At 75.3% G+C, this 14,670-nt stretch carries 11 protein-coding genes; 3 read left to right on the forward strand and 8 right to left on the reverse strand.

Going from position 1 to position 14,670, the window contains the following annotated elements; translation table 11 throughout:
• Positions 1 to 117 precede the first annotated feature (117 nt).
• The gene (locus tag IE305_RS18500) at positions 118 to 876 is read right to left on the reverse strand and encodes a DUF6585 family protein (RefSeq protein ID WP_190130755.1); all 759 of its coding nucleotides are present in this window, start codon (positions 874 to 876) and stop codon (positions 118 to 120) included.
• Positions 873 to 2,003, reverse strand: coding sequence for an AfsR/SARP family transcriptional regulator (locus IE305_RS18505; protein ID WP_190130756.1), 1,131 nt, complete (start codon positions 2,001 to 2,003; stop codon positions 873 to 875). Before IE305_RS18505 ends, IE305_RS18500 begins: the two co-directional genes overlap by 4 nt.
• A 161-nt stretch (positions 2,004 to 2,164) precedes the next feature.
• On the opposite strand from IE305_RS18505, the gene IE305_RS18510 reads away from it, so the two are divergent.
• Complete coding sequence (locus IE305_RS18510) at positions 2,165 to 4,603, forward strand: helix-turn-helix domain-containing protein (RefSeq protein WP_190130757.1); 2,439 nt, start codon at positions 2,165 to 2,167, stop codon at positions 4,601 to 4,603.
• A gap of 10 nt (positions 4,604 to 4,613) precedes the next feature.
• Here IE305_RS18510 and IE305_RS18515 read toward each other — a convergent pair whose 3' ends face one another.
• Positions 4,614 to 5,096, reverse strand: a complete 483-nt coding sequence (locus IE305_RS18515; RefSeq protein WP_190130758.1) for a nitroreductase family deazaflavin-dependent oxidoreductase — start codon at positions 5,094 to 5,096, stop codon at positions 4,614 to 4,616.
• Positions 5,097 to 5,157: 61 nt separating this feature from the next.
• Positions 5,158 to 9,126 (reverse strand): non-ribosomal peptide synthetase, encoded by a 3,969-nt coding sequence (locus tag IE305_RS18520; RefSeq protein WP_190130759.1) that lies wholly within the window; start codon positions 9,124 to 9,126, stop codon positions 5,158 to 5,160.
• Positions 9,127 to 9,314: 188 nt separating this feature from the next.
• Here IE305_RS18520 and IE305_RS18525 point away from each other — a divergent pair, with 188 nt between their 5' ends.
• The gene (locus IE305_RS18525) at positions 9,315 to 10,298 is read left to right on the forward strand and encodes an aldo/keto reductase (RefSeq protein ID WP_190130760.1); all 984 of its coding nucleotides are present in this window, start codon (positions 9,315 to 9,317) and stop codon (positions 10,296 to 10,298) included.
• Between the two features lie 41 nt (positions 10,299 to 10,339).
• Here the strand turns inward: IE305_RS18525 and IE305_RS18530 are convergent, their stop codons facing one another.
• Positions 10,340 to 11,107 (reverse strand): serine/threonine protein kinase, encoded by a 768-nt coding sequence (locus tag IE305_RS18530; RefSeq protein WP_229891161.1) that lies wholly within the window; start codon positions 11,105 to 11,107, stop codon positions 10,340 to 10,342.
• The gene (locus IE305_RS18535) at positions 11,046 to 12,380 is read right to left on the reverse strand and encodes a cytochrome P450 (protein WP_190130761.1); all 1,335 of its coding nucleotides are present in this window, start codon (positions 12,378 to 12,380) and stop codon (positions 11,046 to 11,048) included. Before IE305_RS18535 ends, IE305_RS18530 begins: the two co-directional genes overlap by 62 nt.
• 174 nt (positions 12,381 to 12,554) lie before the next feature.
• Between IE305_RS18535 and IE305_RS18540 the strand changes: the two genes are divergently transcribed.
• Complete coding sequence (locus tag IE305_RS18540) at positions 12,555 to 13,430, forward strand: phenylalanine 4-monooxygenase (protein ID WP_190130762.1); 876 nt, start codon at positions 12,555 to 12,557, stop codon at positions 13,428 to 13,430.
• 17 nt (positions 13,431 to 13,447) lie between these two features.
• On the opposite strand, the gene IE305_RS18545 is transcribed toward IE305_RS18540, so the two are convergent.
• Both IE305_RS18545 and IE305_RS18550 read right to left on the reverse strand, forming a co-directional pair.
• The gene (locus IE305_RS18545) at positions 13,448 to 14,413 is read right to left on the reverse strand and encodes an amidohydrolase family protein (protein WP_190130763.1); all 966 of its coding nucleotides are present in this window, start codon (positions 14,411 to 14,413) and stop codon (positions 13,448 to 13,450) included.
• Positions 14,410 to 14,658, reverse strand: a complete 249-nt coding sequence (locus IE305_RS18550; RefSeq protein WP_190130764.1) for an acyl carrier protein — start codon at positions 14,656 to 14,658, stop codon at positions 14,410 to 14,412. The genes IE305_RS18545 and IE305_RS18550 overlap by 4 nt, the downstream gene beginning before the upstream one ends.
• Between the last annotated feature and the right edge of the window lie 12 nt (positions 14,659 to 14,670).

The raw sequence follows: 14,670 nt of genomic DNA on the forward strand, positions 1-14,670 counted from the left end.
CTCGACGAGTCCGGGGCAGTGCAGGGGTGCTGCCTGCCGTGCTCGCCGGGGACGCTAGCCACGGCCGTTGACATTTCGATGAAACGTGCGGGGGCCGGTGTGACGTCGGAGGTGTGGTCAGGCGTCGCCGTCACCCGGTCGCAGGCGCTCGACGAGCGTCCAGAAGAGGAACAGGTTGGGCACACCGGACACGTCGCAGGCGAGCAGGGGGCCGGCGCCGCCGACGTGGACCTCCACGCGCCCGTTGCGGATCGCGGTCCGCTCGACCAGCTCCCACCGGGCGGCCGCCTTCCCGCAGACGATCTCCTCCGCGGACAGGCGGAAGTCCCCGAACGCGAGCCGCTCGCCGTCGCGCAGGGCGGCCAGGGCGCGCGGCAGCCGGGCCTGGGCGACGGCCCGCTGGAGCTCCGGCCCCCACGCCGCCGTACCGCCGCCGCGCTCCGACGTGCTCCGCAGCACGATGCACTCCCCGCCGAGCGCCGTCAGCGTGTAGGCGGTGGTGAAGCGCGCCGGGTCGTCCCGGTGCCGGGTCACCTCCTGGAAGACGGCGGCGGACTCGTACCGGACGACGTGGATCCGGTCGTGGACCGTCACCGTCATGCCACGCTCGTACAGATCCAGCCGGGCCACCGTGCCCGCCGTCGCGGCGGGCCACCGGACGTACCGGGCACACCGGTCGTACCAGATGCGGCAGAGGTGCCAGGGGTACGCGAGCGCGCCGCCGGCGCCGCGGGACGGCGCGGTGCGTGCCGGGACCGTGCGCGCGGTCGCGGCGTACGTGGCGCGCCGCTTGCCGATGCGCGCCCGGCCTGCCGCCGCCGAGATGCGGGCCAGCAGGAGTTCCTCGCCGCCGGTGCGCGGCTCCGGCGCGGTCATGCCGCCGGTCCCGCGGAACGCAGGCCGGCCTCGTCGCCGCGCAGGATCATCTGACGGGTCCGCAGCAGCAGCCGGCCCGGCGGCACCCCCAGTTCCTCGGCCAGGCGGCGGCGGGTGCGGCCGAACACGGCCAGCGCGTCGGCCTGCCGCCCGTCGCGGTACAGCGCGCGCATCAGCATCGCCGCGACCGGTTCGTTCAGGGGCTGCGCCGCGGCCAGGGCCGACAGTTCGGCGACCGCCTCGGCGTGTTCGCCCAGGCGCAGCCGCCAGTCGAGCTTCCGCTGCGCGAGCGTGATCCTCCGTTCGGCCAGCCGCAGCCGCTCCAGTTCGGCGGCCGGACCCGGCAGGCCCGCCAGGGGCTCCCCGCGGAACAGGTCCAGCGCGCGGGAGCAGGCGCGGACCGCCTCGGCCAGGTCCCCGGCCCGCTCCGCCGTGCCGGCCGTGGCGGCCAGGTCCTCCATGCGCGCCACGTCCACGGTGGCCGCCGCGGGGAGCAGACGGTAGCCGTACCGGTCGCGCTCGATCACCGCGCCCGCGCCGTCGGCCGTGCCCAGCGCCTTGCGCAGCCGGTAGATGTACACCGGGACGACCTTGGTGACCGGCGGTTCCATCCCCCAGACGCCGTCGAGCAGTTCCTGCTGGCTCACCGTCCGTCCCGGGCGGAGCGCCAGGGCTGCCAGGACGGCCTGCTGGCGCAGGTGCCCCAGTTCCACGGGCCGGCCGTCGCACCACGCCTGCAGCGGTCCCAGGAGGGAGATCCGCAGCCGCGGGCCGGGCGCCCGGCGGGCCGCGGCCCGCGGCACGGGCCCCGTCCCCGGCCGGCGGGGGCCGCGGCCGGGGGCGACCAGGCCGCAGTCGAACGCGTGGACGATGGCGGCGGAACGGTCGCGCAGCCCGAGCGCGGTGAGGATGCGGGCGAGGTGCCGGGCCACGGCGTCCTCGGGGATGGCGAGGGCGGCGGCGATCTCCTCGTCCCGCAGGCCGCAGCCGACCGCGTAGAGCACTTCGCGCTCCTGGCGCCCGAGGGGCGCGGCGGCGGGTGCGGCGAACTGGGTGCGCGCGGCCGTGGCGGCCGGCGGGACGGTGGGGTGTGCGGTCGGTCGGCCGGTGGGTGCGGTCGTCGGCATCGCGGCTCTCCGTGCTCCGGTGGGTCGGTCGGTGGACGCCGACGACGCTGGCCCCGGCGGGCCCGGCAGGACAGGCCACAGGACCGGCCGTATCCGGCCGGTGGCCGCGCTAGAGTCCCTCAGCTGGGGAAACGACACGTCCCGGGGGGAGACCGTGACCTGTGGCCAATGAGTTCAGCACGCTGCTGCGGCAGCTGCGGCGCGAGGCGGGGATGACCCAGGAGGACCTGGCGGAACACGCCGGGGTGGGGGTCCGCACCGTCCGCGGGCTGGAGACCGGCGAGCGCGCCGATCCCCGGGTGACGACGGTGCGCCGGCTCGCCGACGCCCTCGGGCTGACGCCGGAGGCGCGCGAGGAGCTGCTGGCGGCCGCCGTCCGCAGGACGGGGCCCGGCGGCCGGCCGGCCGGGACCGAGGCGGCGGAACGATCCTCTCCGGCAGGGGCAGCGGCAGTGGCGGCGGCTCCTGCGACAGCCCCCCTCGCCGCGCCGCCCGCCGCGCCACCGGACGAGGGCCCGCCGCTTCCGGAGCCGGAGGTTCCGGAACGGTCCGTTCCAGAACCTCCGGCTCCGGGCCTGCACGCCACCCTCGCCGACGTCGCCGAGCACCTCGCGCAGGCGGTGGCCGCCCGCTGGCAGCGCGAGGAGGAACAGCGGCAGGTCCACGACCCCTACCCCCTGCCGGTGCGCTGGCGGACCGGCCCGGAGGACCTCACCGACCACTGGGCCAACATCCGCCGCCTGCCCGCCGGTGCGGAGCACGGCCCGCTCGACCTGGGCGGGCGGCTGAACGACGTGCTGGACGTCTACCGCCGCATACCCTCCGGACGGCTGGTCGTCCTGGGCCGGCCCGGCTCCGGGAAGACGATCCTCGCCGTCCGCTTCGTCCTGGAGCACCTCAAGGCGAGGGGCCGCGCCGAGGCCGTACCGGTGATCTTCAGCATCGGCTCGTGGGACCCCACCGCCATCACGCTGCGGGACTGGCTCATCGCCCAGCTGAGGCGCGACCACCCCGGTCTCGCCGCCCCCGGCCCCGGCGGGACCAGCCTCGCCGCCGCCCTGGTCGAGACCGGACGGGTGCTGCCCGTCCTGGACGGCTTCGACGAGATCGCCGACGGCCTGCGCCGCCCCGCGCTCGAAGCGCTCAACGCCACCGTGCTGCCCCTGCTCCTGACGAGCCGTCCGGCCGAGTACGCCGCCGCCGTGGGGGAGACCGACGTGCTCACCTCCGCGGCCGCGGTGCAGCTGACCGACCTCACCCTGGACGACCTCGCCGACTACCTGCCGCGCACCACCCGCAAGGCCCGCCGCGGCAACGCCGCCGGGACGGCGTGGGACCCGGTCCTCACCGAGCTGCGGGAACGGCCGGACAGCAGGGCCGGCGCCAACCTCGCCCCCGTGCTGACCACCCCCCTCATGGTCACCCTCGCCCGCGCCGTCTACAGCGACACCTCCGGCCACGACCCGGCCGCGCTCCTGGACACCGAGCGCTTCGGCAGCCCCGGCGAGCTGGAGGAGCACCTCCTCGACAACTTCACCGCCACCGTCTACCGGCCCCGCCCGGACCACCGCCCCGGCGGCCGGCCGCGCCCCGGCTTCGACCCCGACCGCAGCCGGCACTGGCTCGGCTACCTCGCCCACCACCTCACCCGGCTCGACACCCCCAACCTGGAGTGGTGGCGCCTCGGTGCGGGGCTCGGCCGCGCCACGCGCACCCTGGTGACCGCGGTGGTGGTCGCCGTGGCCATCGGCGTGGTCGACGCCGCCGTCGGCACCCTCTTCGACCCCGTCGGCTACCAGCTCGCGGACGGACTGGTGGCCGGCCTCGTCGCCGGCATCATGTTCGGGATCACCTACTGGTTCCTCGTCGCGGCCCGGGGCACCGTGGTCGCGCCGACCGACGTACGCCTGAAGCTCTTCGGCCGCACCGGGCGGAGCAGGCGAAGAACCGGGCAGCGGTTCCTCGTCGGCATCCTGTGCGGCCTGGTCTTCGGGTTCGGCTACGGCTACGTGCGCGGCGTGCTCAACGGCCTCCTCATGCACGCCGGCCCGGCACTCGCGCTGCGCGCCGCCCTGCTGGACGCCCTCGTCTACGGACTGGTCTTCGCCCTGGCGACCGGTCCCACCTTCGGCCTCCTCGACGCCCTGGAGTCCCCCCTCGACATCCGGTCCGCCGTCAACCCGGTGAGCCTGCTGCGGACGAACTGCCGCACGGTCGTCACCCAGTTCTTCGTCTGGGCCCCCACCTTCGCCCTGCTGCTCGCCCTGGGCCCCTGGGCGCTGATCCAGCCGCTGTCACTCGTCCTGGGTCCCCTCGTCTGGAGCCCCACGGCCACCCTCAAGCTCGCCGTCATCAGTGGCCTCTGCGGCCCCCTCGGCTATGTGCTGGCCCTGACCGCCTGGGGCCAGTGGGTGGTCTTCGGCCGCATCTGGCTGCCGCTCACCGGCCGTCTGCCCCGGTCCCCCGTCGCGTTCCTGGAGGACGCCTACGAGCGCGGCGTCCTCCGCCAGTCGGGCGCGGTCTACCAGTTCCGCCACACCCGCCTCCAGCACCACCTCGCACGCGCGCACGAAGGGAGGCCCGCAGGGGGAGCGGCGTGAAAGGAGCCGCTCAGTCCCCCGCCGGCGCCGGGGTGTCCGCCGCCCCGGCCGGGTGCTCGGGTTCGAGGACGAAGACGGGGATCACGCGGGAGGTCTTCTCCTGGTACTCGGCGTACGGCGGATACGCGGCGACCGCGCGCCGCCACCACCGGTCCCTCTCGTCCCCGGTGAGCTCACGGGCCACCATGGCCTCGCGCCGGGGGCCGTCCTGGAGGACCACCCGCGGGTCGGCCTTGAGGTTGAAGTACCAGACCGGGTGGCGAGGGAAGCCGCCCTTCGAGGCCACCGCCGCGTACCGCCCCTCGTGCTCCACGCGCATCAGCGGAACCTTGCGGACCCTGCCGCTCTTCGCACCGCGCATCGTGACGATCACGACCGGCAGGCCCGTGTCCCAGAGCGTGGTGCCCTGTGTGCCCCCCGAACTCTCGTACAGCTCGACCTGCTCGCGCACCCACTGCGCCGGACTCGGCCCGTACTCGCCCTCAAGAGGCATCGCGTCCACCCACTCGCTCGGCTGACCGTCAGGGGCATCCTTCCCCGGGAAGCGCCGAGTCCTACCCCTGCGCGCCCAGCCGCGCCGCCAGCAGCGGGCCCGCGGTGCGCAGGGCCTCCGCGCCCACCATGCCGTCGTGGGCCACCGCCAGGCGGTGGATCTCCCGCGCGCCGCCGAGGAACGGCCCCCACGTCGCCGACGCACGGCCGTCGCGGCCGTCCTGCGTGGCGTCGAAGAACAGCACCGGGCCGTCGAAGGGGTCCGGGGTGTGCTCCGCCATGGCACGGAGGTTCTCCCCGGTCACCGCGAGCAGCGTCTCCAGCGTCCCTTCGTCCAGCGTGCCCAGGGGGCTGCCGGCCTCCCTCAGCACCGTGAGGATCTCCGCCGCAGGGGGCCGGCCGGGCAGGTCCTGCCACGCCGGGTCGGCGACCCCGCCCAGCGCCAGGTCCAGGACGTCCGCGACGTCGGTGGAGGTGGCGGGGGCGCCGGGGTAGGCGTCGAAGAGGGCGAGCAGCGCCACGTCCTCGCCCTCCGCCCGCAGTCCGGCCGCGATCTGCTGGGCGACCGTGCCGCCGAACGACCAGCCCGCCAGCGCGTACGGCCCCTTCGGCCGCACGTCGCGCAACTGCCGCACGTAATGCGCGGCGAGCTGCCGCACGGACAGGGGTTCCGGACGGCCCGTCACCAGCCGGGGGTCCTGGAGGGCGTGCACGGGGTGGCCCTCCGGCACGTGCTGCGGCAGGGCCGCGTAGCACCAGCCCAGGCCGTTGGCGGCGGGCACGAGGAACAGCGGGATGCGGTCGCCCGCCGTGCGGTACGACAGCACGGCCCCCAGGTCGCCGCCCTGCCCGCCCCGGGCCAGCCACCGCGCCAGCCGGGCGGCGGTGGGGTGTTCGAAGAGCGCCCGTACGCCGGCCTCGGCGCCCAGCGCCTCCCGGACCCGGCGGACCAGCCGCACGGCGAGCATCGAGTGCCCGCCCAGGTCGAAGAAGCTGTCGTCGGGGCCGACGTCGGGCAGGCCCAGGGACTCGGCGAAGAGGCGGGTGAGGATCTCCTCGGTGGGCGTGCGGGGCCGGCCGGCGACGGCGGGCGCGCCGGGCGCGGGCAGCGCCGCCCGGTCGACCTTGCCGTTGGGCGTCAGCGGCAGGGCGTCGAGCACCACCAGCGCCGACGGCACCATGTAGTCCGGCAGCCGGCGGGCCAGCCGGGCCCGCAGTGCGGCGGTGTCCGGCGGGGACCCTGCGCCGGGGGTGACGTACGCGACCAGCCGGAGGCCGGTCCCCGGCCCGGCGGGGCCGTCGTCCTCGCGGGCCAGGACGACGGCGCGCCCCACCTCCGGGTCGTCGGCCAGGGCGGCCTCGATCTCGCCCGGTTCGATGCGGAAGCCGCGGATCTTCACCTGGTGGTCGGTCCTGCCGAGGAAGACGAGCCGGCCGTCGCGGGCCTGCCGGACCAGGTCGCCCGTGCGGTACATGCGGCTGCCGGGCGGCCCGTACGGGTCGGCGACGAAGCGTTCGGCGGTCAGGCCCGGCCGGTCGAGGTAGCCGCGCGAGACACCGGTGCCGGCGAGGTACAGCTCGCCGGCCGTGCCGGCCGGCACCGGCCGCAGCCGGCCGTCCAGCACCCGCACGGCGGTGTTGGCGACCGGCCGCCCGATGGGCGTCGGGCCGCCCGGCCAGGGCTCCGAGAGCGGGGCGCAGACCGAGTAGACGGTCGTCTCCGTCGGGCCGTAGCCGTTGGTGACGTCGGCGCCGAGCGCGGCGAGGGCCTCGGCCAGCGCACCGGGCAGCGCCTCGCCGCCGATCATGATGCGCAGGCCGCGGACGGCCCCGGGGTCGGCGGTGCGCACCATGTCCCACAGGCCGGGGGTGCCCTGGGCGACGGTGACGCCGTGGCGGCGTACGAGCGCGCCGAGCGCGGCGGGATCGCGTACGGCGTCGGCCGGGGCGACGACCACGGCCGCGCCGCCGAGCAGGGGGAGGTACATCTCCAGCGCGGCGATGTCGAAGGCGAGCGTGGTGACGGCGAGCACGCGGTCGCCCCGGCCGAGCGGGAACCGCTCCCGCAGGTCCGTGAGGAGGTTGAGCAGGTTGCGCCGGGTCACCACGACGCCCTTGGGGCGGCCGGTCGAGCCGGAGGTGTAGATGACGTAGGCGGCGGTGTCGGGGTGGACGGAGGCGGGGGCGGCCTCGTCCCCTTCGTCCCCCTCGTCCTCGTCGAGTGTCAACTCGTCGAGCACCAGGCGCGGAACGGAAGCCTCCGGCGGCAGTGCGGCCGCCGCTGCCGTGTCGGTCAGCATCAGCACCGGCCGGGCGTCCGCCAGCACGAAGGCGGTGCGCTCCGGCGGGCTGTCGGGCGCCAGCGGCAGGTACGCGGCACCGGCCTTGAGCACGGCGAGCAGGGCCACCGGCAGCTGCTCGGACCGGGTGAGCATGACGCCGACCAGCCGCTCCGGGCCCGCGCCGCGGGCCAGGAGCTCCCGCGCCAGCCGGTCGACGCGCCGGGCCAGCCCGGCGTAGGTCAGCACGGTGTCGCCGAAGAGCACGGCGGCGTCGCCGGGCGACCGCCGGGCCTGCTCGGCGACGAGGTCCGGCACGGACGTGTCCGGCAGGGGCCGGCCGGTCGCGTTGCCCTCGACGAGCAGCCGGTGCCGTTCGTCCGCGCCGAGCACGTCGATGCTGTCGACGCGCTGCCGCGGGTCGGCCGCGACCGACTCCAGTACCCGGGCCAGCCGGCCCGCGAGGGCCTTCGCGCTCTCCTCGTCGAACAGGTCCGCGTCGTACTCCAGGGCACCGCCGATGCCCGCCGGGGTGCCGTCCGCGCCGAACCGTTCGTGCAGGTAGAAGGTCAGGTCGAACTTGGCGGTGCCGGTCGACACCGCGCGGGGCGTGTTGCGCAGCCCCTCCAGCCGCACGTCGGGGGTGCCGCCCACGCCCAGGGAGAGGAAGACCTGGAACAGCGGGTGGCGGGCGAGCGACCGCGTGGGCCGCAGATGCTCCACCAGCAGCTCGAAGGGCAGGTCCGCGTGTTCGTAGGCCGCCAGGTCGGCATCCCGCACCCGCTCCAGGAGCTCGGCGAAGGTGGGCGCCCCCGAGGTGTCGGCGCGCAGCACGAGGGTGTTGACGAAGAGCCCGACCAGGTCCTCCAGCGCCTCCTCCGGGCGTCCGGCCACGGCCGTGCCGACGGGGATGTCGGTGCCGCAGCCGACGCGGGTCAGGACGACGGCCAGGGCGGCGTGCAGCACCATGAACACCGTGGCCTTGTGGCGCCGGGCGAGGTCCTCCAGGTCCCCGTGGGTCCAGGCGTCGAGCCGGAAGGGGACGCTCCCGCCGCGGTGGGACGCGGTCGCGGGACGCGGGCGGTCGGTGGGCAGCGGGAGTTCCTCGGGCAGCCCGGCCAGGAACGTCCGCCAGAAGTCCAGCCGTGCGGCGAGCGGGCTGCCCGGGTCCGCCGCGGAGCCGAGCGCCTCGCGCTGCCGCACGGCGTGGTCCGCGTACTGGACGGGCAGCGGCTCCCGGCGCGGCGCGTGCCCGGCGCGGCGGGCCGCGTAGGCGTCGGCGAGGTCCGCCGCGAGCGGCCCCATGGACCAGCCGTCGCCGGCGATGTGGTGCAGGACCAGCACCAGGATCCGCTCGGCGGGGCCGGTGCGCAGCACCGTGACGCGGAGGGGGAGCCCGGAGGCGAGGTCCAGGGGCCGGGTGAGCAGCGCGGACACCGTGCGGTCGGCCTCGGCCGGCCGGCAGGGGAGGAAGTCCACGGGGACGCGGGCCCGCCCGGCGGGCAGGACGCACTGGACCGGTTCGCCGTCCCGCTCCTCGTACCGGGTGCGCAGCACCTCGTGCCGGCCGGCCAGGTCCTGCACGGCGGCCTCGAAGGCGTCCTCGTCGAGGTCGCCGTGCAACCGTACGACCAGCGGCAGGTGGTACGTGGCGCTCGCGCCCTCCAGCTGGTGCAGGAACCACAGCCGGCGCTGCGCGAACGACAGGGGCGGCCGCGCGGTCACGGCATCCACGGCATCCGGGGCGTTCACCGCGTCCACTGCACCCGCCGAAACGTCCGACACATCGTCCCCCTGACTGTCAGCCGGCACCCCCGTGATCCTGTGCCGCGGCCAATTCGCCTGTCAACAGGGGCAGATGGGGCTGGTGGGGCTGCCGGTGCCGGCGGTAGGGTCGCCGGGTTGCCGTCCCCATCACGCCGCGGGAGGAAGACGTGCCGGTGAGGTACCGGAACCTTGGCCGTTCGGGGGTGCAGGTGAGCCGGCTGGCGCTGGGCACCATGAACTTCGGCCCGCACACCCCCGAGGACGAGGCGCACCGCATCATGAGCCGCGCCCTCGAGCTGGGCATCAACTTCTTCGACACCGCCGACATCTACGGCTGGAAGCTCGGCGAGGGCATCACCGAGCAGATCATCGGCCGCTGGCTCGCCGCGGCACCGGGCCGCCGCGAGCAGGTGGTCCTCGCCACCAAGGCGTACGGGCCCATGGGCCGCACCCCCAACAGCGGACGGCTGTCCGCCCTGCACATTCGGCGCGCCTGCGAGGCGTCCCTGCGCCGGCTGGGCACCGACCACCTCGACCTCTTCCAGCTGCACCACATCGACCGCACCACCCCCTGGGAAGAGGTGTGGGAGGCCGTGGAACTCCTCGTCGCCCAGGGCAAGGTGGTCTACGCGGGCTCGTCCAACTTCGCCGGCTGGCACCTGGCCCGCGCCCAGGAGACCGCCCGCCGGCGCGGCTCGCGCGGCCTGGTCAGCGAGCAGTCGGTCTACAACCTCCTGGAGCGCACGGTCGAGCTGGAGGTGCTGCCCGCCTGCGAGGAGTACGGCATCGGCCTCCTCCCCTACAGCCCGCTCCAGGGCGGTCTGCTGGCCGGCGTGCTGCGGCGCGAGGAGCGTGAGGGGGCGGCCGGCCGCAGCAAGGAGCCGAAGACGCGCCGGCTGCTGGAGCAGCACCGGGACCGCATCGCGGCCTACGAGAGCCGGTGCGCGGAGCTGGGGGAGGACCCGGCGTCGGTCGGGCTCGCCTGGCTGCTGCACCGCCCGGGCGTCACCGCCCCGGTCGTGGGTCCCCGTACGGTGGCGCAGCTGGAGGGCGCGACGAAGGCCCTGTCCGTGCGGCTCGACGAGGCCGTGCTCAAGGAGTTCGACGCCCTCTTCCCGGGCCCGGGCGGGCCGGCGCCGGAGGCGTACGCCTGGTGACGCCGGGCCGGCCGGTCCCGGCCGGTGGCGGTCCCGGCGGCTCACCGGGCGCCCAGCAGCGCCAGGTGCTCCTGGCGCACCACGCCGAAGCGCAGGGCCGTGGAGACCACGGCCTCGCGCTGCCAGTTGGCCCGCAGCCCGCCGCCCGGTGAGAGCCGGTCCCTGACCCGCAGCTTGTGGCGGGCCAGGTAGTCGATGTGGAAGTTGACGGCGGCCTGGGTGATCGACCGGCAGGAGTCCAGGCCGCGCAGCCGCTCGACGATCTCCCGGGTGCCGGGGATGGCCGGGTCCGAGGGGTCGCCGAGCCGGGGCTCGCACAGGGCCACCAGCACCAGGAAGTACTTGGCCATGCAGTCCAGGGAGAAGGCCCGCGCCATGTGGTCGTCGGGGCACTCCGCGGGGAGGGCCGCGTCCAGGTAGAGGGGGTCGGGGGCGGTCACCTCCAGGGAGAGCAGGCCGCCCGCCGCGGGCAGCAGCACCCGGGCCCGGGTGAACGGCACGGGCATCTCCAGCCGGCCGGGCGGCACCCGCAGGTACTCGCCGCCCCCCTCGGCGTTCTCCACGACGACGGTGCGGGCCAGGCTGAGGTTGCTGAGCAGCCAGAAGCCGTGGGCCGCCCGGATGCGGCCGGCCACGGGCCCGCCGCCGGGGTCGTCGAGTGCCACGTCCACCGGCTGCCCGGCCGCGCCCCGGCCGAAGGTCACCGCTCGGCCGGGCGGGACCTCCACGGCCCGTCCGCCGTTCCCGTCAGGCGGCGTCACCAGCTGCGTCACCAGTAGCCCGGACGTGCTCGTGGGCCTCGTGGACATGGACGTCCTCCTCTCCGTCGGCGCCGGCCCCGCGGCCGTTCCCGGCCTCGGGCACCAGCTCCACCTCCAGGCGCTGCAGCCCGCGCAGGAAGTTGGACGGCCGGCGCGGTGCGTCACCCGTCACCTCGATCGACTTCACGTGCCGCAGCAGGGCCTCCAGCAGGCAGCGCACCTCGGCGCGGGCCAGCGTCGAGCCGACGCAGTAGTGCGGGCCGCCGCCGAAGCCGAGGTGCGGGTTGGGGCGCCGGCCGATCTCGAACGCGTCGGGGTCGGGGAAGACCCGTTCGTCGTGGTTGCACGAGGGGAGCCAGACGACCACCCGGTCGCCCCGCCGGATCCGGGCCCCGCCCAGCGTGGTGTCCTCGGCGGCGGTGCGCATGGCGTGCAGGGCGGGTGACGTCCAGCGGAGCACCTCCTCGACGGCGGTGTCGAGCAGGCCCGGGTCCTGCTTCAGCAGCCGCCAGGCGTCCGGCCGCCGGGCGAGGGCGAGCAGGGCGCCGGACACCGCGTGCGGCGTCGTCTCCAGGCCGCCGTTCATCAGGCCGTCGCAGTTGAGGAGGACCTCGTCGTCGGTGAAGGGCCGGCCGTGGGCCTCCGCGGTGGCGAGCGAGCTCACGATGTCCCGGCCGGGGCAGTCCCGGCGGTCGTCGAGCAGGCCGGCGAAGTACGCGAAGATCTCGGTGTGCGCGGCCGTGCGGCCGGCGGCGCCCGCCGCGCTCTCGTCGGCGTCGTCGAACGCCCGGGCCATGATGCCCGCCAGCTCGTCCCGGTCGGGCCCCGGGATGTCCATCATCTCGAACAGCACCCAGGTGGGCATCCACTCCGCGAGCTCGGCGACCGCGTCGAACGGACCGCCGCGCGCCAGCAGTTCACCGAGGCGCGCGTCGACCTGCCGGCGCAGCACCGGCAGGAGCGCCGCGACGGCCCGGCCGTTGAACCACGACTGGTGGGCGGAGCGCAGCCGGCGGTGCGCGGCGCCGTCGGAGACCACCAGCATCCGGCCGGCGGCCGCCTCGACCCCGCGGGGGTCCGCGCCCAGCCGCATGCCCAGGCCGGAGACGAACACCTGCGGGTTCCTCAGCACCGCACTGCCCTCGGCGTGCGTGGTGACCGACCAGAACCCGCCGGTGCGGGCCGACTCGGTCCAGGCGACGGGGTGGGCGTCGCGGGCGGCACGCCAGATCCCGTGGTGCCGCGGGTCCGTGTAGAAGTGCGGATCGGCCAGGTCGAGATCCGGACCGCCGACCGTCCACCGGGGACTCCGACCGTTCACTGCTTCCTCTCCGGGGCGCCCCGCCCGGGAATTCCGGTGCGAATTTGCGGCAGCCCGAACCTGGATTGTTCGAGGGTGACGCCCCTTGCATCGATGGCTAGTATTTTCACGTCGTCCGCCGGGGCTGCTGCCGATGCGGCGAGCACTTTCGAGGGCAGCTACGAAAGGAACCTCGTGTTCAAGGAAGCCACCCTTTATTCCCCCGTCATCAAGGAGGACAACGGAATTGTTTCCGTGGTGTTCTCCAGGGACCATCCGGGCTACAACGACCCGCAGTACCAGAAACACCGAGCCGCCATAGCCGACGCCGCGCTGCGGCACGTTCCCGGCCGGCCGGCGCCGTACATCGCGTACACCGAGGAGGAGCACGCGACCTGGCGGACCGTCGGCGCCGAGCTGACCGCGAAGCACCGGACGTACGGCTGCCGCGAGTTCCTGGCGGGCGTGGAGCGCCTGGCGCTGCCCGCCGACCGGCTGCCGCAGCTGAGCGAGGCGTCCGCCACGATCCGGCGGGCAACCGGGTTCACGCTCAGCCCGGCCGCGGGGCTGGTGGGCGTCCGCGACTTCTACGGATCGCTCGCCGACCGCCGCTTCCAGGCCACCCAGTACGTCCGGCACGCCTCCATGCCCCGCTTCTCGCCGGAACCCGACATGATCCACGAGGTGGTGGGGCACGGCAGCCACCTGGCGAACCCGCGCCTGGCGGCCCTCTACGAACTCATCGGCCGCACGGTGCGCCGGCTGGAGTCCGACGAGGCCGTCGCGCTGGTCTCCCGGGTCTTCTGGTTCACCATGGAGTCCGGCCTCGTCCGCGAGGACGGCGGGGTGAAGGCGCTCGGCGCGAGCCTGCTGTCGTCCTGCGCCGAGCTGGAGCAGTTCCGGCAGGCCACGATCCGGCCGCTGGACGTGGCGGCCATGGCCGCCCTGCCCTACCAGGTCGAGTCCTACCAGCCCGTGCTGTTCTGCGCCGATTCCTTCACCCACCTCGAGGACTTCCTGGCCGGCTTCCTGGCCGCGGTCACCGACGACAGCCCCCTCGTCGCGGCCTGAGCGGCGGGCGCGGACCCTCACCCGCCGCTCCCGGCCCCGGCACCTGCCCCGGCCGCCGGGCGGCTGGCGGGGGCGAGGACCCGCAGGAGGTTCTCGTGCAGCAGGAGTTCCCGGTCCCGCCGGCCGACGCCGGCGAAGACCGTGGGGCCCTCCACGACCTCCGCGACCGACCGCCGGAGGCCGTCCGCCAGCCGGTTGAGCGGCCAGTCCGTACCAAAGATGATCTTGTGGTTGACGCCCAGCCGGAACAGCCGGTTCAGGTGTTCGGGCCAGCGCGGCAGCGTCGGCGTGCTGGCGAAGCCCCCGATGTCCAGGTACACGTTGGGGCGGTGGGCCGCCAGGTAGCCGGCCGTCTCCACGTGCGTCAGCCCCGCGTGCCCCAGCACGAAGTCGACCGACGGGAAGTCCCGCGCCGCCGCGTCGATGCGCAACGGGTGGGCCGGGTCGTAGTCCAGGCTGCGTGCCGTGGGCCCCGTGTGCACGAAGACCGGCAGCTCCCGCGCCGCGCACACCTCGTAGTACGGGTAGAGCGCGCGGTCGGAGGGCGAGTAGCCGCAGGGCGGGTAGAGCTTCAGGCCGTCGAAGCCGTACGCGTCCAGGCTCCGCTCGAACTCCGCGAGGCCCTCCGGGCCGCGCCGCGGGTCGGCGCCGATGTAGACCCAGAACCGGCCCGGGTGCCGCAGCCGGATCTCGTGGTGCAGGCGCGCCATCTCCGCCATGGGCAGCGGGCAGTCCATGCGCAGCCCGAAGTCCGGCACCATCAGCACCGCCCGGGCCACGCCGGCCCGGTCCATCTCCGCCACCAGGCCGTCGGCCAGGTGGTCGTCGTGCTGCGCGGCGTAGCCGTCCGTCAGCCGCCCGGGGTCCGGGCCGGCGCCGTGGGCGCTCAGCCGGGCGTGCACGTTGCCGGCCACGTCGGCCAGGAACTGCCGCGGGATGAAACGGGTGGAGGCGACGTGGCAGTGGCCGTCGTAGACGATCATCCGGCGCAGTGCCCGATCAGGCCGCGTATGGTGACGCCGCCGTGCGGGTCGAACGTCGCGAAGTCGAACGACACGTCGGCGCGCTCCTCCAGGTAGGAGACCAGCCCGACGAGGGCCATGGAGTCCAGCAGCCCGGTGCCGCTGAGGTCCGTCTCCGGGGTGACGACGGCGTCCGCCTCCTGCTCGTTCCACTTCCTGACCCAGTCGACCAGCTCGTTCTCCAGCTCGGCCGTGTCCTTGCCCATGGTCGTCCTTCC

Source organism: Streptomyces mashuensis, from assembly GCF_014654785.1.
Taxonomy (GTDB): domain Bacteria; phylum Actinomycetota; class Actinomycetes; order Streptomycetales; family Streptomycetaceae; genus Streptomyces; species Streptomyces mashuensis.